This is a genomic window from Coprococcus eutactus (genome assembly GCF_001404675.1).
Taxonomy (GTDB): Bacteria; Bacillota; Clostridia; order Lachnospirales; family Lachnospiraceae; genus Coprococcus; species Coprococcus aceti.
Genome location: NZ_CYXU01000001.1, coordinates 184,218 through 207,047, shown reverse-complemented (window position 1 = coordinate 207,047; position 22,830 = coordinate 184,218). Strand labels below are relative to the sequence as shown.

General features: G+C 43.8%; 22 protein-coding genes. 11 read left to right on the top strand and 11 right to left on the bottom strand.

The genetic code is table 11. The features are described 5' to 3' along the window. The first annotated feature begins 131 nt into the window (after nt 1-131). Nucleotides 132-578, top strand: a complete 447-nt coding sequence (locus ARA78_RS00945; protein ID WP_015533182.1) for an NfeD family protein — start codon at nt 132-134, stop codon at nt 576-578. 53 nt (nt 579-631) lie between these two features. Continuing rightward, entirely contained in the window at nt 632-1,588 is a 957-nt protein-coding gene (locus tag ARA78_RS00940) for an SPFH domain-containing protein (RefSeq protein ID WP_022217199.1), read from the top strand. A gap of 119 nt (nt 1,589-1,707) precedes the next feature. Here the strand turns inward: ARA78_RS00940 and ARA78_RS14355 are convergent, their stop codons facing one another. From ARA78_RS14355 to ARA78_RS00930, 3 genes are all read right to left on the bottom strand, one after another. After that, nucleotides 1,708-1,842, bottom strand: a complete 135-nt coding sequence (locus ARA78_RS14355) for a hypothetical protein (protein WP_262563301.1) — start codon at nt 1,840-1,842, stop codon at nt 1,708-1,710. A 69-nt stretch (nt 1,843-1,911) separates the two neighbouring features. Continuing rightward, nucleotides 1,912-2,550 (bottom strand): sugar O-acetyltransferase, encoded by a 639-nt coding sequence (locus ARA78_RS00935; RefSeq protein WP_022217198.1) that lies wholly within the window; start codon nt 2,548-2,550, stop codon nt 1,912-1,914. Between the two features lie 225 nt (nt 2,551-2,775). Continuing rightward, a complete protein-coding gene (locus ARA78_RS00930) occupies nt 2,776-5,064 on the bottom strand; it encodes a hydratase (RefSeq protein ID WP_022217197.1) in 2,289 nt (762 codons plus the stop codon). A gap of 507 nt (nt 5,065-5,571) precedes the next feature. On the opposite strand from ARA78_RS00930, the gene ARA78_RS00925 reads away from it, so the two are divergent. From ARA78_RS00925 to ARA78_RS00900, 6 genes are all read left to right on the top strand, one after another. Then, nucleotides 5,572-6,279 carry a LytR/AlgR family response regulator transcription factor gene (locus ARA78_RS00925; protein ID WP_022217196.1) on the top strand — a complete coding sequence of 236 codons (708 nt, stop codon included), beginning with the start codon at nt 5,572-5,574 and terminating at the stop codon, nt 6,277-6,279. Further along, the gene (locus ARA78_RS00920; RefSeq protein WP_238050442.1) at nt 6,279-7,562 is read left to right on the top strand and encodes a sensor histidine kinase; all 1,284 of its coding nucleotides are present in this window, start codon (nt 6,279-6,281) and stop codon (nt 7,560-7,562) included. Before ARA78_RS00925 ends, ARA78_RS00920 begins: the two co-directional genes overlap by 1 nt. A gap of 225 nt (nt 7,563-7,787) precedes the next feature. Then, nucleotides 7,788-8,363 (top strand): 2-oxoacid:acceptor oxidoreductase family protein, encoded by a 576-nt coding sequence (locus ARA78_RS00915; protein WP_022217194.1) that lies wholly within the window; start codon nt 7,788-7,790, stop codon nt 8,361-8,363. Further along, nucleotides 8,363-8,665, top strand: a complete 303-nt coding sequence (locus ARA78_RS00910) for a 4Fe-4S binding protein (protein WP_004848700.1) — start codon at nt 8,363-8,365, stop codon at nt 8,663-8,665. The genes ARA78_RS00915 and ARA78_RS00910 overlap by 1 nt, the downstream gene beginning before the upstream one ends. After that, on the top strand, nt 8,666-9,847 hold the full coding sequence (porA, locus tag ARA78_RS00905) for a pyruvate ferredoxin oxidoreductase, alpha subunit (RefSeq protein ID WP_015533185.1): 1,182 nt from the start codon (nt 8,666-8,668) through the stop codon (nt 9,845-9,847). It abuts the gene before it with no gap. Nucleotides 9,848-9,860: 13 nt separating this feature from the next. After that, the gene (locus tag ARA78_RS00900; protein ID WP_055143972.1) at nt 9,861-10,796 is read left to right on the top strand and encodes a thiamine pyrophosphate-dependent enzyme; all 936 of its coding nucleotides are present in this window, start codon (nt 9,861-9,863) and stop codon (nt 10,794-10,796) included. Nucleotides 10,797-11,117: 321 nt separating this feature from the next. On the opposite strand, the gene ARA78_RS00895 is transcribed toward ARA78_RS00900, so the two are convergent. Beyond that, on the bottom strand, nt 11,118-11,744 hold the full coding sequence (locus ARA78_RS00895; protein ID WP_055279850.1) for a hypothetical protein: 627 nt from the start codon (nt 11,742-11,744) through the stop codon (nt 11,118-11,120). Continuing rightward, nucleotides 11,741-11,998, bottom strand: a complete 258-nt coding sequence (locus ARA78_RS00890; RefSeq protein WP_207641790.1) for a hypothetical protein — start codon at nt 11,996-11,998, stop codon at nt 11,741-11,743. Before ARA78_RS00890 ends, ARA78_RS00895 begins: the two co-directional genes overlap by 4 nt. An 81-nt stretch (nt 11,999-12,079) precedes the next feature. On the opposite strand from ARA78_RS00890, the gene ARA78_RS00885 reads away from it, so the two are divergent. Beyond that, entirely contained in the window at nt 12,080-13,009 is a 930-nt protein-coding gene (locus tag ARA78_RS00885; protein WP_082423584.1) for an AraC family transcriptional regulator, read from the top strand. Between the two features lie 98 nt (nt 13,010-13,107). After that, the gene (locus tag ARA78_RS00880) at nt 13,108-14,160 is read left to right on the top strand and encodes an alpha/beta hydrolase (RefSeq protein WP_022217189.1); all 1,053 of its coding nucleotides are present in this window, start codon (nt 13,108-13,110) and stop codon (nt 14,158-14,160) included. Here the strand turns inward: ARA78_RS00880 and ARA78_RS00875 are convergent, their stop codons facing one another. The 5 genes from ARA78_RS00875 to ARA78_RS00855 all read right to left on the bottom strand — a co-directional run bounded on the left by ARA78_RS00875 (nt 14,161) and on the right by ARA78_RS00855 (nt 21,089). After that, nucleotides 14,161-16,011 (bottom strand): alpha-amylase family protein, encoded by a 1,851-nt coding sequence (locus ARA78_RS00875; protein WP_055143964.1) that lies wholly within the window; start codon nt 16,009-16,011, stop codon nt 14,161-14,163. A 114-nt stretch (nt 16,012-16,125) separates the two neighbouring features. Further along, nucleotides 16,126-17,091, bottom strand: a complete 966-nt coding sequence (locus tag ARA78_RS00870) for a PfkB family carbohydrate kinase (protein WP_055279848.1) — start codon at nt 17,089-17,091, stop codon at nt 16,126-16,128. 389 nt (nt 17,092-17,480) lie between these two features. Beyond that, complete coding sequence (locus ARA78_RS00865; RefSeq protein ID WP_015533189.1) at nt 17,481-17,681, bottom strand: cold-shock protein; 201 nt, start codon at nt 17,679-17,681, stop codon at nt 17,481-17,483. A gap of 150 nt (nt 17,682-17,831) precedes the next feature. Beyond that, the gene (gene glgB, locus ARA78_RS00860) at nt 17,832-20,384 is read right to left on the bottom strand and encodes a 1,4-alpha-glucan branching protein GlgB (protein ID WP_022217186.1); all 2,553 of its coding nucleotides are present in this window, start codon (nt 20,382-20,384) and stop codon (nt 17,832-17,834) included. 24 nt (nt 20,385-20,408) lie between these two features. Next, nucleotides 20,409-21,089 carry a hypothetical protein gene (locus tag ARA78_RS00855; RefSeq protein WP_055143960.1) on the bottom strand — a complete coding sequence of 227 codons (681 nt, stop codon included), beginning with the start codon at nt 21,087-21,089 and terminating at the stop codon, nt 20,409-20,411. Between the two features lie 297 nt (nt 21,090-21,386). On the opposite strand from ARA78_RS00855, the gene rpsT reads away from it, so the two are divergent. Next, the gene (gene rpsT, locus ARA78_RS00850) at nt 21,387-21,650 is read left to right on the top strand and encodes a 30S ribosomal protein S20 (protein ID WP_055143958.1); all 264 of its coding nucleotides are present in this window, start codon (nt 21,387-21,389) and stop codon (nt 21,648-21,650) included. Between the two features lie 153 nt (nt 21,651-21,803). Here rpsT and holA read toward each other — a convergent pair whose 3' ends face one another. After that, nucleotides 21,804-22,823, bottom strand: coding sequence for a DNA polymerase III subunit delta (gene holA, locus ARA78_RS00845; RefSeq protein WP_015533192.1), 1,020 nt, complete (start codon nt 22,821-22,823; stop codon nt 21,804-21,806). Between the last annotated feature and the right edge of the window lie 7 nt (nt 22,824-22,830).

Below are 22,830 nucleotides of genomic sequence, written 5' to 3'. Positions count from 1 at the left end.
CTTTAGGGGATAGTATGTTCAGAAAATTTATGTTGTTTACCCTACTGTTTTTTAGTAAAATGAGAACTAGCCAAGGGCAAATGCGAAAAGTATCGCATACCAGGATTTCCTAAACGAGGGAGGTGTTCTATATGAATTGGGAGATTGCAACCTGGCTTATCATATTTGCCGTATGTCTCATTGCTGAGATCATATCGCTTGGACTTACAACCATCTGGGCATGTGGAGGAGCCCTGGTGGCAATGATCATCGCTTTTTTCAGCGGATCGCTGCCACTACAGATCGTTGCATTTCTTGTTGTCACCACTATTCTTTTCTTCACGACAAGACCGATTGCCAAGAAGCATCTTGACAACCAACTGGTGAAGACAAACGTAGAAAGTCTTATCGGCAAACACGTTATCGTATCTGCTGACATAGACAATCTCAAGTCCACCGGTCAGGTCTTGATCAACGGAGTTGAGTGGACAGCAAGATCCAAACATGGCGATACCATTGAAACCGGAACCGAGGTCGTGATCGACGAGATATCCGGAGTCAAAGCAATCGTAGAAAAGGCAGGAAAGCCGGCAATATAAAGCTAAGGGCTTATCAGCTTAAGACACACACATTTTTAATTAAGGAGATTATTATGGACGGAGCAGGAATTTCACTTATTATCATTTTATGTCTGATCGTAATCGTTATTATTTGCAGTACGATCAAGATCGTGCCACAGGCACACGCTTATGTAATTGAGAGACTTGGAACATATCAGGCAACATGGTCTGTTGGACTTCACATGAAGATGCCTGTTATCGATAAGGTAGCCAAGAAGGTTACACTCAAGGAGCAGGTTGTTGACTTCGCTCCACAGCCGGTTATCACAAAGGATAACGTAACAATGAGGATCGACACAGTCGTATTCTTCCAGATCACAGATCCTAAGCTTTTCAGCTACGGAGTTGAGAATCCTATCATGGCCATCGAGAACCTGACAGCTACCACACTTCGTAACATCATCGGTGATCTCGAGCTTGACCAGACACTTACATCAAGAGAGACCATCAACACCAAGATGAGAGCAACACTTGACGAGGCTACTGATCCTTGGGGAATCAAGGTCAACAGAGTAGAGCTCAAGAACATCATCCCTCCTGCAGCTATTCAGGATGCCATGGAGAAGCAGATGAAGGCAGAGCGTGAGAGACGTGAGCAGATCCTCCGTGCTGAAGGTGAGAAGAAGTCAGCCATCCTCATCGCAGAAGGTAACAAGCAGTCAGTCATCCTTGAGGCCGAGGCTGAGAAGGCTTCTCAGATTCTCCGTGCTGAGGCTAAGAAGGAAGCAACTATCAAGGAAGCCGAAGGTCAGGCACAGGCTATCCTCGCTGTACAGCAGGCAAATGCAGATGGTATCAGAGCACTGAATGAGTCAATGCCTACAAATCAGGTCATCACTCTCAAGAGCCTGGAAGCATTTACAAAGGCTGCAGACGGCAAGGCTACCAAGATCATCATCCCATCAGAGATACAGGGAATCGCAGGTCTCACCTCTTCTATTGTAGAGGTTGCCAAGAGCACTGAAGCTGCTGCCATATCAAAGCAGTAACATATCAGACTATTACAAATAAATAAGACAGATATTAAAAGACGTGCATGAAAGTTCTTTTTGAAGAATCTTTCGTGCACGTCTTTGTAATTACTATTTGTATTTTTCTGTCATCATGATCACTGCGGAAGTTCTATCCACACAGATTTGATATTCTCTCCTGACTCAACATCATTCAACTGATATACGATCTGCACCTTTCCAGTCCTGCCCTTTTCTACCGATACGATCATATAGCTGTTCACCATAGACATTGGAGCCAGCGAGCCCTCGCAGTTTCCACCTTCTGTATGTACCCTCCATCCTCAACTGAATATACCTCATCAGTCATTCTTGCTCACATTGTTATACTGGAAGAAATCAATCCTGTGATCCTTGAAATAATATTTTGCATCACGCTCATTCACTTCCCTGAGTACCTTACACGGATTACCCACAGCTACAACATTCGATGGGATATCTGTGGCAACCATACTTCCAGCTCCTATGACGGTGTTATCACCTATAGTTACCCCCGGAAGTATCGTAACTCCTGCACCTATCCAGCAGTTCTTGCCTATTGTTATAGGTGCATTGTACTGATAGCCCTGTTTTCTGAGCTCAGGATTTATTGGATGTCCCGCTGTTGCCAGAGTTACATTTGGTCCAAACATGGTGTAGTCACCAACGTAAATATGTGTGTCATCCACCATTGTAAGGTTGAAATTCGCATATATATTGCTGCCCCAGTGAACAAATTTGCCGCCCCAGTTTGCATGGAGTGGTGGCTCTATATAGCAGTTGTCTCCTATCTCCTCAAACATCTCCTTGAGCATCTGCTGACGCTTGACCATCTCTGTTGGTCTGGTCATATTGAAGTCATATAATCTGTCCAGACACTTTATCTGCTCTCTGGCGATATCCTCATCGCCCGGAAGATAAAGCTCACATGTGTGCATCTTTTCCAGCTCTGATTTTCCCATTGTAAATACCTCCTGTATTTTATTTTTGTCTTCATAAACCCGCCATGTTGTAAATCCGTTTCTTTTTGACATCGTGGATTATCACATCATGATCACACTGGCTATATGAAAGCAACAGGCACCACCAAGCCGCACTAAAGCGCCCATGATGATGCCTGTTATATCGTCGTATATACATTATATTCAAATGTACATACATGGCGCACTCGGCACCATATATATCATTTAGTTGTACTTGTAGTAATTGATGAGGCAGCCATCTGTTATGATCTGTCTCTCATCGTCTGTGAGTTCTCCAAGTCTCAGCTCTATCTCAGCAAAATCCTTGTTCACAACATATGCCTTGATGACCTCTGTCTTGTTCTTCACCGCATCCTTGATTCCCGGGATGAATACATAGTCGTCATTGTCAAAGTCAAAATCCTTATCGATGACAAATGGAAGCATACCCCAGTTGATAAGGTTTGATCTGTATCTCTTTGTAGCGTATTCCTTTGCAATGTTTGCCCATCCACCGAGAACCTTCTGGCATGATGCAGCCTGCTCACGGGCTGAACCGTCACCCGGCTTAACAGCATAAATGGTACTTCCAACACCTGTGTTGCTTCCGCATACGTCCTCAAACTTCTCCTTGATGGCATGCATAACTTCCTTGACCTCTGGGAATGCCTTACCCATGCACTCACCTGCCTCACGAACCTTCTCTACAGCCTGGATAGCCTTCGCTCTTCCAACGTACTCAGGATCCTTTCTTGACAGAGTGAACTCTGCAAGTCCAAGAGGATTTGATCTGTATGATGAAGTCTCTCCTGATGGGATAAGCTCATCTGTTGTTGTTACAGGATCATGTATAACTGATGCCACCTTGAGGAGAAGGTTGTCTGTAAGAGGAACCATCTCAGGCCAGTCCTTGATGTTTGGACCAAACTTGATCTCAACCGAAGGATCAGCCTTTCCAACACCATTGTAAACTCTTCTGTCGTATATAGCCTTGTCGAAGAAATACTTTGGATGTGTGTACTCTATATCTGCAAGGTCTGTTGCTGATGTCAGATAGCCCTTGTTGGCTGCAGTTGCTGCGATAGAACGCGCATCCATAAGCGCAACAGATGAGATCTGACCATTCTGTATCTTTGAGCCCTCTCTGTTAGGGAAGTTTCTTGTTGAATGTCTGATGGAGAATGCATTGTTGGCAGGTGTATCACCGGCACCAAAGCAAGGTCCACAAAATGCTGTCTTAACGATAGAACCTGTCTCGATGAGATCAGCCAGAACACCGTTCTTTGCAAGCTGCATATATATAGGTGTACTTGCAGGATATACTGACAGTGTGAACTCGTCAGCGCCTATGCTCTTGCCTCTGAGGATATCAGCCGCATCGCAGATATTCTCATATCCACCACCGGCACATCCGGCGATGATTCCCTGCTCAACATACAGCTTGCCATCTCTTACCTTATCCTTGAGTGTAAAGTCGACCTTGCCGTCAAGGCTTACAAGTGCACGCTTCTCAACATCATCAAGGATATCCATGAGGTTTGCATTCAGCTCGTCGATGGTGTATGTGTTGCTTGGGTGGAATGGCATAGCTATCATTGGCTTAACTGTTGACAGATCTACATATACGACTCCGTCATAGTAAGCCACATCGCCAGGATTCATCTCCTTGTATGCCTCACTTCTTCCGTGAATGTCATACCAATCCTTTATCTTGTCATCTGTCTTCCATATTGATGACAGACATGTTGTCTCTGTTGTCATAACATCAATACCGATACGGAAATCTGCTGAGAGCTTGTCAACACCAGGACCAACGAACTCCATGACCTTATTCTTGACATATCCGCAGCCAAATGTTGCTCCGATGATGGCAAGTGCCACATCCTGAGGACCAACCCCCTTCTGTACCTCTCCGTCGAGATAGATTGCGATAACGCCCGGCTTTGCAACATCGTATGTCTTACACAGGAGCTGCTTTGCGAGCTCACCGCCGCCCTCTCCAATAGCCATAGTACCAAGAGCACCGTAACGTGTATGTGAGTCTGATCCAAGTATCATGGCGCCACACTCTGCCAGCATCTCTCTTGCAAACTGATGGATGACCGCCTGATGAGGTGGTACATACACGCCGCCATACTTCTTCGCACATGAGAGGCCAAACATATGGTCATCCTCATTGATGGTTCCACCTACGGCACACAGTGAGTTGTGACAGTTTGTAAGTACATATGGTATAGGGAACTCCTTAAGACCTGATGCTCTTGCTGTCTGGATGATTCCTACAAATGTTATATCATGTGAAGTCATCTTATCGAATTTGATCTTAAGATTCTCCATATTGTCAGATGTGTTATGCTTAGCCAATATTCCGTAAGCAAGTGTGTTCTTTGATGCCTCTTCCTTTGATGGAGCACTGCCAAGCTTTGATGCGAGAACCGCACCTGCCTCAGCATTATCCTCAACCAGCTCTGTACCATGTAACAGATAAGCACCGTTGTCAAATAATTTAATCATACTCTTCCTCCTGGTAATAGCTTTTTGTCATTTATGGAATTGCACACAGATGTATACAAAACCCCATGTTTCTCTACATCATACCATATTATTTTCAAATTTTAAATAGTATTATATTACAGCTTAACGCAAAAAATCTGCCATACATGCTCAGGCACATATGGCAGATCCTATGCATCAAATTGAATATACTGTACAGATACCCTTAACCGAAATACCTGTACCTGATACATCCTATCTGACACTATATAATCAATCTCCCCTCAGAGTTAATTATCCTCTGTTACATACACTATACTATTTGTATAATTTTTCCAATAGTTTTGGCAAAAATCGACACAAACGACGCGTATAACAACCTGAACGACATAAATTTTCGTGTACAACACACATATACTTTAATTATACCTATTGTAGAAATTCCCATTTGTATGATAGAATGTTCCTGATATGTTAATAATTTAAGAGTTTTGTTTATCTATCAATTTTTCACAGGAGTGTTTGATTATGAATTTTCTGATTGTTGAGGATGACAATATCCAGCTTACCGGCTTAAAACATATAATTGAAGAAGAGTACGCAGACGCTGTTGTCAACACTGCATCAACTTACAACGATGCCATAACAATAATAGATTCATTTGATATTGATATCTTTTTACTGGACATTGATCTCGGTGGAGGAAAGACCGGATTGGATGTATGTGGTTATCTCCGAAGAATTCCCAAATACAATGACACACCTGTCATCTTCATCACCGACATCACCGTTCCAAACCTTGATGTCATCAACAAGTATCATTGCCAGTATTATTTCTCAAAGCCTTATGACAGAATCGATGTCGTAGGAGGGATCAACTCGGTGCTCACACAGCCTGACGACCAGACATCAAGGATCCGCGTAAAGGATATCCAGGGAATACTTTTCCATATAAGCATGGATGAAATAATTTATGTATGTGCATCCGGCCACCACAAGCACATTTTCACATCCGACGGCGATTTTATCGTCACCAACCCGACCTTCGAGTCAATTTTGCAGGCTGCTGGTGATGTACCTCTGGTCAGATGCCACAAAAGCTATTACTTCAATCCCGACTACATACAGAGCTACGACAGATCCAATTCACTTATAACGCTGAAACTGGCTCAAGAATCCATACCGGTCGGGCGCAAATACAAAACTATTATAGAAACTTACCAGGAGAACAGATAATGGCTGCATATTTTGATTTTCTTTCCAAGATACTGTTTGATACCTTTGTATTTTTAGTATTCTTGATGGCGATATATAATGTAAAATTTTCCCAGATAGCAAAGAGACTTCCACCTTTGCTTCTGCTGACTTTACCAGTCTCTCTGATTGCCACAGTTACAGACTCCATGTTAATATTCACACTGATAACATACATATACTGCTTTGTATTCTACTCTCTGGTATTCCGATATCCGCCGATGAAGATCATAACGGGATACGCAATTACACTTATCATCATGACTATACTGAACCTCATCCAGATGGTTGTCATCATGCAGTTTACGGACAATCCATTCACCAACACTTCAACATATATAACCGAAGCCATGGCTTTCATCATAGCTATACTTTTATACAAATTCGGACATATGGATAAGCTGTACGATGCTCTTATAGTGAAAAATCAGGTATCCAGGAATATAATACTCGCAGTATTTGCCCTCATGGTATCTATGGTTTTATACCAGCGTATATCCCCTAAGGACTTCATGAATATATTTATGACTTTCCTGTTTATAGTCATACTTATCCTCATTTTATACTCGGGAATGTACAAGAACTATATGAGCCTCAGAGAATCCCGGAAGCAACTACAGTCATATGAACAGTATCTTCCTATTATAGAGGATCTGATAGATCAGGTGCGCATGAGACAGCATGACTACAACAATGAGCTTCAGGCCATCAGCATGCTGCCGATCAGTTACACTGATTATGATTCCCTCGCTGCTGCCCTTTCAAATGAGCTGGATACCTCCTGCAATGACCATGTCATCAAGAATTCGTATCTTCTGAGGATCAACATGAAACTGATCGCAGGTTTTCTGTTCAGCAAGATGAACCTTGCGCAGGAGCATAATATCAATCTGGATATAGATGTCAAAAATTCCACACTCACATCCAAGGCAGCGGAATTTGAGCTTCTGGATGTCATGAGCATTCTGGTGGACAATGCATTTGACGCAACTGAAGACGGAGGTATGATAAAAGTCATCATAGACTCTGACGGCAAGACTACCACCGTGGAAACCTTCAATGCCGGATCGCAGCTCACCGCGGAAATGCGCAAGAACTTCTTCGCAAAGGGCTACTCGACCAAGCCTCTGAAGGATGGAGCTTATTCCAGAGGTATCGGACTTTACAAGCTGAAACAGCTCACATCCAAGTACCATGGTGAAATACTGTTGGACAATCAGACGGTGGATGGACAGAACTGTATCCACTTTGTCGTCAGCATATAATAAATTTTATGATTCCAAATGCTTTTTTATAGTTTTCAGATAACTTATCCCATCGTTAAATCCAACATTTTTAGGTATTTCTGTTATCCGCGTTAAATTTTTTTGTTTTTCGACTTATTTCCTTAATTTTATTCTTTACTTATTATCTATAAATGGTATAATCAAAAGGATTATTTTTCCTAATAAACGGAACTTAATGAGAAATTTTTGACAGGAGATGTGAAAGTGAAAGATACTATCGAAATCAGATGGCACGGACGTGGTGGTCAGGGTGCCAAGACTGCTGCCCTGCTCCTCGCAGATGTGGCATTCAAAACAGGTAAATATGTTCAGGGATTCCCTGAGTATGGTCCAGAGAGAATGGGCGCACCTATCACTGCCTACAACAGGATCAGCAGTGAGCCTATCAGAGTACATTCCAACATTTACGAGCCACAGTATGTGGTTGTAGTTGACGAATCTCTGATCGAACCTGTACATGTGACTGCAGGTCTCGCCGAGGATGGCGCCATCATTATAAATACACCTAAGACTCCGGACGAGGTCCGTCCACTGCTCAAGGGTTACAAGGGCAGGGTATACACACTTGATGCCAAGGAGATCTCCATGAAGACTCTCGGCAAGAATTTCCCTAACTCTCCTATGCTTGCAGCCATCGTTGCTGTCAGCGGAATCATGGAGGAGGGACCTTTCCTCGAAGATATGAGACAGTCATATCAGCACAAATTTGCCAAGAAACCAGAGGTTATCGAGGGCAACATGGAAGCATTAAAGCTCGCCTTCAGGGAGGTAATGAAGTAATGAGAACAGATATAAGCAAGATACATGACAATAGCAAATGGACAGAGCTCACACCTGGAAACCACGTATACGGCGGTGGCACATCCAAGGCATTTAACACAGGTGAGTGGAGGACTTCAACCCCTGTCCTAGACGAGAGCAAATGCGTACACTGTCTTCTGTGCGCACCTGTCTGTCCGGATTCATGCATTCCGGTCGTATCAGGCAAGCGTCTCGCATTTGACCTGGAGCACTGCAAGGGCTGCGGTATATGCGCATACCAGTGCAAATTCGGAGCAATCACTATGAAGGAGGGCAAATAAATGGCTATAAGAGAACGTCTTTCAGGAAATGAGGCTGTGGCACATGCTATAAAGCAGATCAATCCGGATGTTATGCCTGCATTTCCTATAACACCTTCAACTGAGATACCTCAGTTCGTTTCAACATTTATCTCCAATGGAGAGATCGATACAGAATTTATACCGGTAGAGAGTGAGCACAGTGCCATGAGTGCAGCGATCGGCGCAGAGGCTGCCGGCTGCCGTACACTCACAGCCACATCATCATGTGGTATGGCTCTCATGTGGGAGGAGCTCTACGTGGCAGCGTCCAATCGTCTTCCACTTGCCCTCGCACTTGTAAACAGAGCACTCTCCGGCCCTATCAACATCAACTGTGACCACTCAGACAGTATGGGCGCACGTGATACAGGCTGGCTTCAGATATACGCAGAGAACAATCAGGAGGCATATGACAACTTTGTTCAGGCATACAGAATATCTGAGCACAAGGATGTCAGACTTCCTATCATGATATGTCAGGATGGTTTCATCACAAGCCATGCCGTTGAAAACATCACCCTCATCGAGGATGATCTCGTAAAGAAGTTTGTAGGTGAATACACCCCTGAGCAGTATCTGTTAAATCCTGAGATGCCTATGGCTGTCGGTCCTTACGCCACATCTCCTTACTATATGGAGACTAAGATGGCTCAGAACACTGCCATGAAGAATGCAAAGCAGGTTATTCTTGACGTTGCAAAGGAATTCGAGGAGATGACAGGCCGTCACTACGGATTCTTTGAGGAGTACAGACTTGACGACGCTGACTACGCCATCGTTATGATCGGTTCTGCTGCCGGAACAACAAAGGAAGCTATAGATGAGCTGAGAAACGAAGGCAAGAAGGTCGGACTCTTGAAGATCAGAGTGTTCAGACCATTCCCTGGTGAGGAGATTGCAAAGGCTCTCGCCCACACCAAGGCTGTGGCAATCCTTGACAGATCGGAAGGATTCAGAGCAGGCGGCGGGCCTCTCTCAGCAGAGGTCAAGGAGCACCTGTATGACATTCAGGCAACCACAAAGGCTGTCAGCTACATCTACGGTCTCGGCGGACGTGACTACACTGTGGACAGCGCCAAGGGCGTATTTGCACAGCTTGAAGACATGATAGAGAACGGTGCTGAGATTCCTCAGTATCAGTACATAGGACTTAGACAGTAGGAGGTAAGATGAAATGGCATATAATTTTAAAGAAATAATGAACAAGCCTGAGCGTCTTGCTCCAGGTCATAGAATGTGTGCAGGCTGCGGTGGTACGATCACTGTCAGAACTGTACTCCGCGCCCTTCACGAAGGCGACAAGGCGGTCATCGGTAACGCCACAGGATGTCTTGAGGTTTCAACCTTCATGTATCCTTACACAGCTTACGAGGACAGCTACATACACAACGCATTTGAGAACGCAGGCGCAACCCTCTCCGGTGTTGAGACAGCGTACAACGTTCTGAAGAAAAAAGGCAAGATAGATGACACATACAAATTCATCACATTTGGCGGTGATGGCGGAACTTATGACATCGGACTTCAGTCACTGTCAGGTGCCATGGAGCGTGGACATGACATGGTATATGTGTGCTACGACAACGGAGCATACATGAACACCGGTATCCAGCGTTCATCAGCTACTCCTATGTATGCTGACACCACAACCACACCAGTAGGCTCACAGTCAAATGGTAAGATGCAGAACAGAAAGGATCTCGCACAGGTCATGGCTGCCCACGACATCCCATATGTTGGACAGTCTACTCTTCTCGGCAACATGCGTGATCTCTATGAGAAGGCTGAGAAGGCCATATACACACCTGGCGCAGCTTTCCTCAACGTCATGTCACCATGTCCTAGAGGATGGAGATACCCTACAGAGAAGATCATGGACATCTGCAAGCTGGCAGTCGAGACATGTTACTGGCCTCTGTTCGAGGTTATTGAGGGCAAATGGATCCTCTCCTACTCTCCTAAGAAGAAGCTTCCTATCGAGGACTTCCTGAGAACGCAGGGCAGGTTCAAGCACCTGTTCAAGCCTGAGAACGAGCACCTTCTCGTTCAGTATCAGCAGGAGGTTGACCGCCGTTGGGAGGATCTGCTGTATAGATGTTCTAAGAATTAAATTGTATGACGGACGAAAATCCGTATAGTGCATATGCACAATCACGTTTGATTGCTCTCATTTCGACTAAGGTCACATAAGCATGGGGCTCCGACCGCGATAAGGGCGGTGCGGATCTCCGCCCCAGCTTGTGACCGTCGAAAATCGGCAATCTGCACTACCGATTGTTGCATATTGCAATATACGGATTTTCTGTTGTTATAGATAATTAAAACTAATTTCTTAGAACATCCTATCTTATTATTATTTTTAGTTCTAAACTGCTTATTGTTGCATATTGCGCCATATGTATTTTCTGGTTGTATACACAAAAGGAAAATATCAGTTAAATGGCATCTCGTAGAAATCATTGAGAGTGTATTGCACATCCTCACCATCTTCGGTTGTTGTTTTCCAGAACAGCAGGCTGTCTACCTGGCTTACATCCAATATGCGGTCTGTGGTAAACAGAAGTTCATATTCGCCAGATGTGTTTGTATTTTCGTTTCCCGATTCAACAATATCTGTAAGCATTGTTCCGTCTTTCAGCTTTACACCGGAAAGGGCCGCATATTTTTTGTCTGAGGTCATATTTTTTGCACCGCTTATATCGAGCACTGCCCTGATGGATATCTGGGAAACCTCACATTCGGTGACTACAGCCCCTGTATCTTCAAGGACTGTATGTGTCTCTCTTGTCACGGAAGTGATATCTCCACCTAGCTCCCATTCAAATCTCCATGTGCCATCATTGTCAACTTTCACATCAAGATGGTCATCATAAACTCCAAGATCACCGAACTCGACCGACAGCTTCCTTTTGCACAGCGCTATCAGAAATGCTTCCTCGTCATCAACATACTCAATCCCCTTCTTTTGTATAGTCCTGAAATACTCCATATACATTTCCTGCAGCACATCATTTATATCATCAAATCCCTTGCACTTTGATATCAGATACAGGGTCACGCTACGTTTTGTCTTTTATAGACTTCTTCAAAATGTCTATTTAAACCGTCATTCACATTGTTATTCTTTTGACCGGCCAACTCTCCTACCTCCTTAACTAATGTAGTGGGGGATTTTCCGCATTTGGTTTCTTTTAGATAAATATTTTTTATATCATACCATATACAGACTATCAGAAACACGATCCGCGGCTTTTCATATCTCTCTGGTGAATCCTGACTGATCCAATACATCATCACCTCCTTGACCTGCATATTAACAAACCGATATGACTTTCATATGTCCATTATAACAATTTACTACAAATATGTGCTATAGTGATATACATACATTACATGGAGGTAGAAAACCATTTGAATTGGACCGAAGGACTTATTAACGCAATTGATTATATTGAGACTCACCTTATTGACGGTGAAGTATTGGACCAAAATACAATAGCCATGCAGGCTTACTCTTCTCCCGACAACTTCAGAAAAGTATTTCATCTAATCACGGGATATACTATAGGGGAATATATCAGAAACCGCCGGCTTTCCCTGGCTGGAGAAGAACTCATTTCATCCAACCGCACGGTGACTGATATTGCACTTGAATACGGATATGACACACCCGAAAGCTTCACGAAGGCTTTCACACGCTTTCATGGAAACTCTCCAACTTATGTTCGAAATAATAAGTCCGGTCTCCATAATTTCACCCGGATTGTATTAAGGGTCACAGCAGATGGGGGATCTATGCTCAACTACAGAATCGTTAAGATCAACAACATGTGTATTGCCGGTTATTCCAGGGTTTTCACAAGCCTCGATACCGCGAAAAATAATATTCTGATTTCAAAATTTACAAGAGAATGCTGCAGTCAAAGCTGGGATAAACTAATGGAAATTAAATCCACTGATGAAAAACCAAATAACTGCTTATTCGGTTACAGATCAAATGATTTTATAAATATTGATAAGTTCAATAATGAAATTTCATGCTTTAATTACACATTTGGACGAATGATCACAAAACAAGAAATTTCCGGATTAAATATATCCGATTATTCGATAACAAGCATTCCTGACGGCGAATGGATCTGTTTTGACTGTTCAGATACTACTCCTGCCGGGCAGCAGTCACTTTGGTATAAAATTTACACAGAATTTCTACCATTTTCTCATTATAACATAGCGCCTGACATAACCTTAGAGTGTAGCAATGTATCATTAAAAAAGGAACAAAATTACCTTCTCCTGCAAATCCGCCCCGACAAGGTTTAACCATTGCTGACAGGTCATAATGCAACTCCTGTGATATTGTTTTTATAGTATTTCTCACTTATGTGATAATTACTAAATACAATCAAAGGAGGCCTTTTATGAAAAAGGAATTAACAATTTTGACCACATTCAGCATAGCTATTATATTAGTTGTCACCGGGTGTCAGCACTCGTCAGCATCTAAGAATGACTCTACTGTCACCCAATCGGTCACCAGCTATTCTTCATCCGAAGATACGTCAATCGAAGAAGCAACAACAAGTGAAACCTCAGTCAAAGAAATCACAACTGAGGAGCTTACTAAAGAAGCGCCAACTCCAACAGGTTTACTTCCAGAGGAACGTGCCAGCATAACCATGGGAAAACTCTCTCCCGAGCACATGTATTATAACGAGGTGACAACTCTTGATCCCGCCTGTGCAGACTATATCAACGAATTATCCATTTATGATGCTGAGATAGATGACACTTTTGTTGTCCATATATCTCTTCCACCTGATTATAACGAAGCAAGCTCATATCCAATGGTTGTTATGACCGATGGAGTCTGGAGACTCAGTGATCACCCTGAACTCAGACCTCTTATGACATCTGGCCAGATACAGGACGTTATCCTTGTCAGCATAGGGTATCCAAACACTTACAATTATGATGTCATCAGAAAAAGAGATCTCCAGACTAACCCTGATTCATTCCTGCATTTTATTGTAGATAACCTGATTCCTTACCTGGAAGAAATATACTCTGTAAACCCTGAAAATATGACTCTCACAGGACATTCCCTGGGTGGATACTGGGCTTACTACGCTCTGTTTCATAATGACACTATAGGAAAGAATACATTTACAAATTATTATATTGGCAGTCCTTCCATGTGGGCAAATACTGACGGCAAATTTATGTCTACGTACGAAGAAGAATATTACAACAGAACACAGACTCTAAATGCTAATGTCTATGTAACCGTAGGTGCAGATGAGGATAAAAACTTCATATCTTCTATCGAGGATTTCTACAATGATTTACAAGAGAGAAATTATTCTGGCTTAAACCTAACCTACGAAAAAATAGAAGGCTATGACCATAACACAGTCTTTAAGCCTTCTATCAAAAATACTCTTCTTATGTTCTATAAAAAAGATTCCGAATAACTATCTGTAGAACCACCAGCATCCATATCTAGGCATGACTGCTCCAAGCTCGCGGAGTGTCTTGCCTGATATGAGATCGGTATATATGTCAGCCTGATCATCAGGCATAGTCCAGATGAGCTGATCCATGTTGCTGAAGTTGAAAAATGCCCTCAGCTCATGTCCTGCATATTCCCTCACTATTCCGAGGACGCTTGCACATCCTGTCTCTATGGTGTAGACATTTGCATTACATGAAAATACATCATGCGATGCTCTTATATCCTCCATGTGGCGCAGCGCGTCAAATATCTTCATGGCTACAGGATCTTTATTTTCAACCTTGTCCCATGGGAAGTTTCCTCTGTGCAGATATCTGCTGTCCGCACATTTGTCCGGATCATTCTTATAAGTATAATCGTTTGTCTGTCCTATCTCATCACCGCTGTACAGAACCGGGATTCCGCTCTGTGCCAGCAGGTATCCATGAAGCATGAGATCACAGGCAATGGCCTGTTCGATCTTGTCTGCATTTGCCTCGTACTGGCCGGCCTCAAGGCCTGACAGGGATGCTGTTGTTCCACACAGACGGGCATCTCCGAGTCTAGGATCATCGTTATAGAGCTCACCTCTGGAATCACTGTTGTATCCCTTTCCTGTGAAATAGTCATTCAGGAACTTCTTGTGTGCCACCTCATCTATGCCGAACTGTGCCAGCCAGTCATAGTCAAGTCCCCAGCCAATATCATCGTGGCATCTGAGGTAATTCAGGAACACATAATCCTTTGGAAGTGCACACACCTGATCCATCTGGCGCTTTAAGAGTCCCACATTCTTCGTGGCTATCGTATTCCACGTGGATGCCATGGTTGTCACGTTGTAGAGCATATGGCACTCTGGCTTGTCAACTGTTCCAAAGTATGGAACTACCTTGGAAGGCTCCATAACGACCTCTCCGAGAAGAAGGACTCCCGGACATACTATCTCACTGATTATCCTCATCATACGGACAAGAGTGTGAACCTGTGGAAGGTTACGGCAGTTTGTGCCTATCTGCTTCCATATATACGGAACAGCGTCGAGTCTGATGACATCTATACCTCGGTTTGCCATATAGAGCATGTTGCCGACCATGTCGTTGAACACCATAGGATTTGCATAGTTCAGATCCCACTGGTATGGGTAAAATGTAGTCATGACCACCTGATTGCAGTCATTTATCCATGTGAAGTTACCAGGCGCCGTAGTTGGGAATACCTCAGGCACAGTCTCCTCATATATGTTAGGAACGAACCAATCATCATAGAAGAAATATCTGGATCTTGCAACAGGATCTCCATTTCTCGCTGCCCTTGCCCACTCATGATCCTCACTTGTATGGTTCATTACGAAATCCAGACAGCAGCTTATACCCTGTCTGTGACACTCTGCAGTGAGGTCCTCCAGATCCTCCATGGTTCCAAGCTCAGGCTTTACCTTTCTGAAATCCGCAACAGCATATCCGCCGTCATCTCTGCCCTTAGGGCTTTCCAGCAGCGGCATAAAATGAAGATAATTCACACCACATGACTTCACATATGGAAGCTTTTCTTTTACACCCTTCAGCGTTCCCGCGAATGCATTTGTGTACATCATCATACCTAACAGATCATTCTGCTTATACCAGTCCGGATTCTTGACACGGCTTCTGTCCAGCTTCTTGAGATCAGCATTTCTCTCCTGATAATAACCATACAGAGAATCGCACAGCCAGTCAAATGCCTCCATATTGTTGTTATAGAGCTCGCAGTAGAGCCACTTGAGCTCGTCATATCTCTCATCAAATCTCTTTGTATATTCTGCAGTCTTTTTCACTGTCTTTGAACCTGCCATTTATCTTCTCCTTTTCTGACTATAGTCAATTAACTTATCATTCTCATTTTATTTACATAATCTGTATCATTACCGTACACAACCTGTTTTAATCTGTTGCCGTATTTTTATCTATTACTGTCTCTCGGCAATGAGCTTCTCAACCTCGGATCTCTCCGGCATAACCTTGAGTGCTCCCTTGCGTGTTGTGATGATCGATGCAGCAGCATTTGCGAATACAAGCATCTCTGTAAGCTTATCAGTGTCAAGATCTTCAAGTCCATTATCAAGTACATAATTCAGCACGCATGCACAGAAAGTGTCCCCGGCGCCTGTGGTCTCTATAGTATTCTCCTGGATAAACGGCTTTGCCTCAGCGACTACATCCCCGTAGTATGCACGGCTTCCATCTCTTCCCATGGAGAGAAGTATCAAAGGTATATTGTATGTGTCCTGAAGTATCTTTATACCCTCGTCAAAATCCTCTCTTCCTGTGAACCACTGTATCTCATTATCTGATATCTTGAGCACATCACACTGTCTCATACCCCAGTCAATCTGATCATGGGCCTCGTCCAGTGTCTTCCACAGAGGCTCCCTGAGGTTCGGGTCAAATGTGACGATGCATCCAGCCTCCTTTGCAGCAGCCACAGCCTTCTGTGTTGCAGCACGTGACACTTCATATGTCAGTGAGAGTGATCCGAAATGGAACAGCCTGGCATCCTTTATGATACTCTCATCCACCTCATCTGCACTTAACAGGATATCCGCTCCCGGATTCCTGTAAAATGAAAAGTCTCTGTCTCCGTCCTCGTAGGTATGCACAAACGCAAGTGTTGTGTGTACATCCCTGTCAAACTTCAGATTGTCAGTATTGATCCCGGCATCAGCCACAACACCGGCAAGCATTTTTCCAAGGAAATCATCCCCTACTTTTCCAACAAATGCAGTCTTCTTGCCAAGCTTCTGCAGCATAGCGAGAACATTACATGGTGCTCCGCCTGGATTGGCCTCCATCATCATATTGCCCTGGCCGCTGAGCCCGTTCTGTGTAAAGTCTATGAGCAGTTCTCCAAGTGCCACAACATCAAATCTCTTCATGGTACATATCCCCCTTATAATCTAAAATAAATACGTGCCTGTTTATTTAACTGTTTATCAGCAACAACAAATGCATGAAACATGTTTCACCATATATGTGTATTCTACATTTTATCATCGCCAGCCGTCAAGATGATTTTTAAATATGTGTTGTTTTTATTATAGCAGACATACAATTTTAGCATATGGCGACATCTATAATATTCTTGTATTTATGTAACACGAGGCCTTGTAGATATTCATCTCAGTTCTACGCAATAGCATGCTCCAATTCGTTGCTCATAAAAAACATCCCCTGATCATCTGTAATCATAACCCGGGGATGTTCTCCTAATTCAACATGTATTCGCTTTAAATATATGGCTGTTTTGACATATACCGCATTGTATTTACAGTTTTGTCACATTTGCCGCCTGTGGACCCTTTTCACCGTCCACAACCTCATACTCTACTGTATCTCCCTCTTCAAGAACCTTGAAGCCCTCCATATTCAGTGCTGAGAAATGTACAAATACATCTGCTCCATCCTCATCACATATAAAGCCGTAGCCTTTCTTTGCATTAAACCATTTTACTTTTCCTGTCTTCATACTGCTTCCTCCTTAAAAACTACCTGGATTCTTATGATCTGGCTGGTCGTCACCCGCCTGATGTACAAAAAAGGGGCACAGAACGATATCGTTCTGTGCCCCTTTGCACTTACACTGACATTATATGACCTGTTGTCTCATATTGCAAGTTTATTTTTTGCGTGCTTTTATATCTTTCTTGATGTCATCAGCAACAGCCACCACTGACTTTTCTATATCTGCTATATCATCCTTTACCTCTTCTGAGATCTCAGATGCCTCCTTTTTCAACTCAGCAGTCTTCTTCTCGGCTTCCTTTTTCAGCTCATCTGCCTTCTTCTCCGCCTCTTTCTTCAGCTCAGCCGCTTTCTTCTCGGCATCCTTCTTTATCTCCTCAGCCTTCTTCTGTGCCGCTGCAGCCTTTCTCTTTGCTGCGTCCACACGCTTCTTTGCAGCAGCCTTGGCCTCAGCTTCCTTCTTCTCAAGCTCAGGTGTCATATCCGTGTAATCGTACTCAAACACAACTGTTGAGAGTGGCGGAACCGTGATGTCTATACTGTAAGGAGTTCTGGCATTCTTCTTGTCCACTGCCTTGACCGGCTTGCCGTTGAGTCTGCCCTTTCCGCCAAACTGTACATCATCTGAGTTGAGTATCTCCTTGTATGTCGTGTAGCACGGAACCGGTATACTGTAATTATCTCTCTCAACCGGAGTGAAGTTACATACGAAAAGCAGCTGCTTCTTCGGAGTTGAGCCTCGTCTTACAAATGAAAGTATGCTCATGTCTGGGTGATCGCAATCTGTCCACTCAAATCCCATTGGATCTGTGTCATTCGCATACATCGCATCATTGGTATTGTAAAGCTTATTGAGCGCTTTGACATACCTCTCCATGCCCTGATTGAGCGGATTGTCTAAGACGAACCAGTCAAGGCTTCTCGCCTCACTCCACTCTCTAGGCTGTGCAAATTCCTGCCCCATAAAGAGCAGCTTCTTGCCCGGATGTCCATACATGAATCCGTACGCAGTTCTGAGATTTGCGAATTTGTCCTCCTCGCTGCCAGGCATCTTTTCTATCATTGAACGCTTGAGATGAACTACCTCGTCATGGGATATGACGAGAACATAGTTCTCAGCATACGCATACGAAAGACTGAAAGTCAGCATGTTCTGGTTGTTCTGTCTGAAATATGGATCCATCTGCATATACTCAAGGAAGTCATTCATCCATCCCATATTCCACTTGAACAGGAAACCAAGTCCGTCCATGGATGCCGGAGCAGTTACACCTGCCCACGCTGTTGACTCCTCTGCTATTAGATATGCCCCCGGATTTCTCTCCTCCATGATGCTGTTTATATTCTGCATAAGTGCTATTGCCTCAAGGTTCTCGTTTCCACCATGTTCATTTGGCAGCCACTGTCCATCCTGCTTGCCATAGTCGAGATACAACATGGATGCCACAGCATCCACGCGGAGTCCGTCTATATGGAACTTCTCGACCCAGAACAGAGCATTTGCCGTGAGGAAGTTTGCCACCTCATTGCGGCCATAGTCAAATATATATGTGCCCCAGTCAGGATGCTCTCCTCTTCTTGGATCCGGATGCTCATAGAGAGGCATCCCATCAAAACGTCCAAGTCCGTGCGCATCCCTAGGAAAGTGTGCTGGCACCCAGTCTAGGATAACACTGATTCCCTTGCTGTGCATGTAATCAACAAAATACATAAAATCTACGGCATCGCCATATCTGCTGGTCGGTGCGTAGTAATTTGTAACCTGGTAGCCCCATGAGCCGTCAAATGGATACTCTGATATACCCATGAGCTCTACGTGCGTATATCCCATCTCATTGAGATAGTCTGCCACCATAGGAGCGAGCTCCCTGTATGTGTAGAAGCCTGCATCGTCATCCTCAACCTTCTTGTGCCATGAGCCGAGATGCATCTCGTATATGGACATAGGCATGCGCATTCTGTCAGTACGGCTGATCTTGCTTCTATCCTTCATCCATGATGTATCCTTCCACTTATAGCTGCTTATGTCTGCAACCACTGAGGCATTTTCCGGTCTCATCTGACACTGGTTGCCATATGGATCAGCTTTGTACAGTATCTCACCATATCTGGTCATGATCTGATACTTGTACACAGCGCCCGGCTCCACGCCCGGCAGGAACAGTTCGTATATTCCCTCATTCGCTGTGATCTGCATAGGATTTACATTACCATCCCAGAGATTGAAATCACCGACTACACTGACACGTCTTGCATGAGGAGCCCACACTGCAAAGTAGGTTCCACGTACACCGTCTATAGTCATAGGGTGTGCGCCAAGCTTCTCATATATATTGTAATGTCTGCCCTCCGCAAAAAGGTATGTGTCAAAATCCGTGATAAGCGATTCAAATGAATATGGATCTGCACTGTTTATAATGGTGCCATCCTCATATGTGGTGACAACATTGTACTTGTTGCCATCGTACTCCTTCTTATCAAAATAAATGGCGAACAGTCCTTCATTTGTCATCTGTTCCATGGTGTGTATCTTCTTACCTGTGCGCGATGTAACCTCTACCCTGATCGCCCCCGGCTTGTACACAACGATTATCTGACCTTCACCATAATCATGGATTCCCAGCAAATGCTTTGGCGCATTGATCTTGCTGGCAATGAGCTCATCATAGAGCACCCAGTTTATCCACTCCTCGATTCTTTTTCTCATAACTACCTCCCATTATGTAACCTTCTATCTGAATTTGTGTGGACGTGATTTCTTATAGCTTATAACCCTGACTATGATAGTAACCACAAGTCCAACAAATATCGTTCCAACATACACCCAAAGAACCTTCGTTCCCGTACCGGCAGGTATTATATCCGGCAGGACATCGTGTCCCGGAAAAAGCTCCGCATAGCTTTCTCCAAACACCATTCTTCTTATTCCATACATGATTCCGCTGCCGGATACCGCCATGGCTATGAAGCTGATTATTCCTATTATAACGCCTGCAGCGCCGCCCCATACAACACACTCATACAGTCTCCTTCTCCTTATGACTACAAAGCATGCCACCAGAAGCACAATGGATATGAACACACCATTGCTTGCCTTGGATTTGATGTCTGCAAGCTGTTCAAGCCTCATCACATTCTCAGTGGACAGATATACGTTGCCAAGCCTGTACTCCTGCTCGCTGTCCCCATCCAGAGCATCCAGCACGATACTGTATTCCACCCACGCATCAAATTCTGATAATTCCTCAGTCTGTCCGTTATTCATGACTGAACTTATCGTGCCGCTATTACTCGGCTTGTAGCTCTTCTCCGCAACCCTGAAAACGCTGAACGAACACATTATCGCCGTGGAGATGATCAGCAAGACTAGCGAAAGTGCCATTATCACCTGAAAAAATCTATATTTAAACATCTGTATATTTCTCTGCTTTTCCTGTATTATAATATGTATGGATCATTAAGACCCACTGCATATATGATACCATTTACCCCTTTTTATGTAAAGGAAAGTAACACGTTGTTTTACTTCATTTTTCTTAGGAAACAACATGAAAATAATCCGCGAAAATGCGCAATTTTTTGTTTTTTAGTCTTGACAACGAATTGCGTTTCATCTATTATATGTGAGTATGTTTACATTGAATTGTCCGTGTCCGGTTTTAATGTAAAACCTTATTATATTTAATTAGATTTTATGGAGGTAAGAATTTTGGCTAATATCAAATCTGCAAAGAAGAGAATCAATGTTATCGAGAAGAAGACACTTAGAAACAAGATGATCAGGTCTAAGGTTAAGACAGTTATCAAGAAGGTTGAGGCTGCTATCGCTGCTGGTGATAAGGCTGCTGCTCAGCAGGCACTTGTTGTTGCTACATCAGAGATCAACAAGGCTGCTTCAAAGGGCATCTACCACAAGAACAACGCTGCTCGTAAGGTATCACGTCTTGCAGTTGCAGTTAACAAGATGGCTTAAGCATCTGGCTGATAACTACATAACTTTGACACAAGGATTTGGATATATTAAACGGCTGCATATATTTGAACCAATCATAGTTATATAAAAAATAACCACTGTTTTCACAGTGGTTATTTTTTTGCCTCAATATCTAATATCATCACCAGTCTCCTACTGCATCTCACACAGCTCCACGATCATGACCTCCATCGCCGCGTTATCCATAACCTGTCCGGTCTTGAGCTTGTAGTCCATGTCCTGACAGTTCTCCACTATGTCTTTAAGCTGTGCCATGCTGTAGCCCCTGCACTGAGCCTTGTAATTCTTCACTGCCCACACCGGGCATCCTGCGATCTTCGCCAGGCTGGCGTCCTGCGCGCCATCTGATAATGCCATCTTTACCAGAAGGAGCTTGTTGAACTGTCTCATGATACATGCGTTTATCATGATCGCCGATTCCTTATTCTCAAGAAGATCGTGATACATACTGCAAGCCTTCTCCTTCTGCTTTGCAATGATGAAGTCTATCATCTGATACACCTTGCTCTCCGCATCCTGACTGCACAGAAGATCCACATCATGCTCGCTGACCTGCTTCGTGTCTCCGGCGTAGCTTATCATCTTGTCAACCTCATTCTTGATACAGTTCATATCCATGTTAGCAGCTTCGATTATCTTGTATATCGCCGTGTCTGTGGTGGCAACACCATCGGCACGGAACAGTGACTTCACCCACGTGACCATCATCTTCTCATCAGGGGTCGCAAAATCCAGAGCCTCTCCATTCTTGTCCACAGCCTTGAACAGCTTATACCTGGTGTCCACATCCATCTCTACAAATATGGCAACTGATGTATCCTCTATCTCCACCAGCTTCTTTGCAAAATCCTCGTTGCTGCTCTTGAACAGACCACTGTTCTCCACAAGGACAACTCTTCTGTCCGCAAAAAATGGCATCTCGTTGCAGAATGCAAGAAGCTCAGATGTATCGATCCCATTTCCGGCAAATTTCATAAAATTCAGATTATCGTCCTTATCAGTCAGAGCCGACAGCAGCTTATCTCTGTACTGGTTCACGAGATACCTCTCCTCCCCATACAGAAGATATATCTTGGCAAACTCCCCCGTCTTTATATGTTGGTTTATGACCGCCATCGCGTTCTTTTTTTCTTTTTTCTTTGTTGCAGCCATTACGTTT

Bases quoted from the DNA above. Each gene is read 5' to 3' on its own strand.
- ARA78_RS00945 (WP_015533182.1), top strand. From the start codon at position 132: ATGAATTGGGAGATTGCAACCTGGCTTATCATATTTGCCGTATGTCTC.
- ARA78_RS00940 (WP_022217199.1), top strand. From the start codon at position 632: ATGGACGGAGCAGGAATTTCACTTATTATCATTTTATGTCTGATCGTA.
- ARA78_RS14355 (WP_262563301.1), bottom strand. From the start codon at position 1,842: ATGTCTATGGTGAACAGCTATATGATCGTATCGGTAGAAAAGGGCAGG.
- ARA78_RS00935 (WP_022217198.1), bottom strand. From the start codon at position 2,550: ATGGGAAAATCAGAGCTGGAAAAGATGCACACATGTGAGCTTTATCTT.
- ARA78_RS00930 (WP_022217197.1), bottom strand. From the start codon at position 5,064: ATGATTAAATTATTTGACAACGGTGCTTATCTGTTACATGGTACAGAG.
- ARA78_RS00925 (WP_022217196.1), top strand. From the start codon at position 5,572: ATGAATTTTCTGATTGTTGAGGATGACAATATCCAGCTTACCGGCTTA.
- ARA78_RS00920 (WP_238050442.1), top strand. From the start codon at position 6,279: ATGGCTGCATATTTTGATTTTCTTTCCAAGATACTGTTTGATACCTTT.
- ARA78_RS00910 (WP_004848700.1), top strand. From the start codon at position 8,363: ATGAGAACAGATATAAGCAAGATACATGACAATAGCAAATGGACAGAG.
- porA (WP_015533185.1), top strand. From the start codon at position 8,666: ATGGCTATAAGAGAACGTCTTTCAGGAAATGAGGCTGTGGCACATGCT.
- ARA78_RS00900 (WP_055143972.1), top strand. From the start codon at position 9,861: ATGGCATATAATTTTAAAGAAATAATGAACAAGCCTGAGCGTCTTGCT.
- ARA78_RS00890 (WP_207641790.1), bottom strand. From the start codon at position 11,998: ATGCAGGTCAAGGAGGTGATGATGTATTGGATCAGTCAGGATTCACCA.
- ARA78_RS00885 (WP_082423584.1), top strand. From the start codon at position 12,080: ATGGAGGTAGAAAACCATTTGAATTGGACCGAAGGACTTATTAACGCA.
- ARA78_RS00880 (WP_022217189.1), top strand. From the start codon at position 13,108: ATGAAAAAGGAATTAACAATTTTGACCACATTCAGCATAGCTATTATA.
- ARA78_RS00875 (WP_055143964.1), bottom strand. From the start codon at position 16,011: ATGGCAGGTTCAAAGACAGTGAAAAAGACTGCAGAATATACAAAGAGA.
- ARA78_RS00870 (WP_055279848.1), bottom strand. From the start codon at position 17,091: ATGAAGAGATTTGATGTTGTGGCACTTGGAGAACTGCTCATAGACTTT.
- ARA78_RS00865 (WP_015533189.1), bottom strand. From the start codon at position 17,681: ATGAAGACAGGAAAAGTAAAATGGTTTAATGCAAAGAAAGGCTACGGC.
- glgB (WP_022217186.1), bottom strand. From the start codon at position 20,384: ATGAGAAAAAGAATCGAGGAGTGGATAAACTGGGTGCTCTATGATGAG.
- ARA78_RS00855 (WP_055143960.1), bottom strand. From the start codon at position 21,089: ATGTTTAAATATAGATTTTTTCAGGTGATAATGGCACTTTCGCTAGTC.
- holA (WP_015533192.1), bottom strand. From the start codon at position 22,823: ATGGCTGCAACAAAGAAAAAAGAAAAAAAGAACGCGATGGCGGTCATA.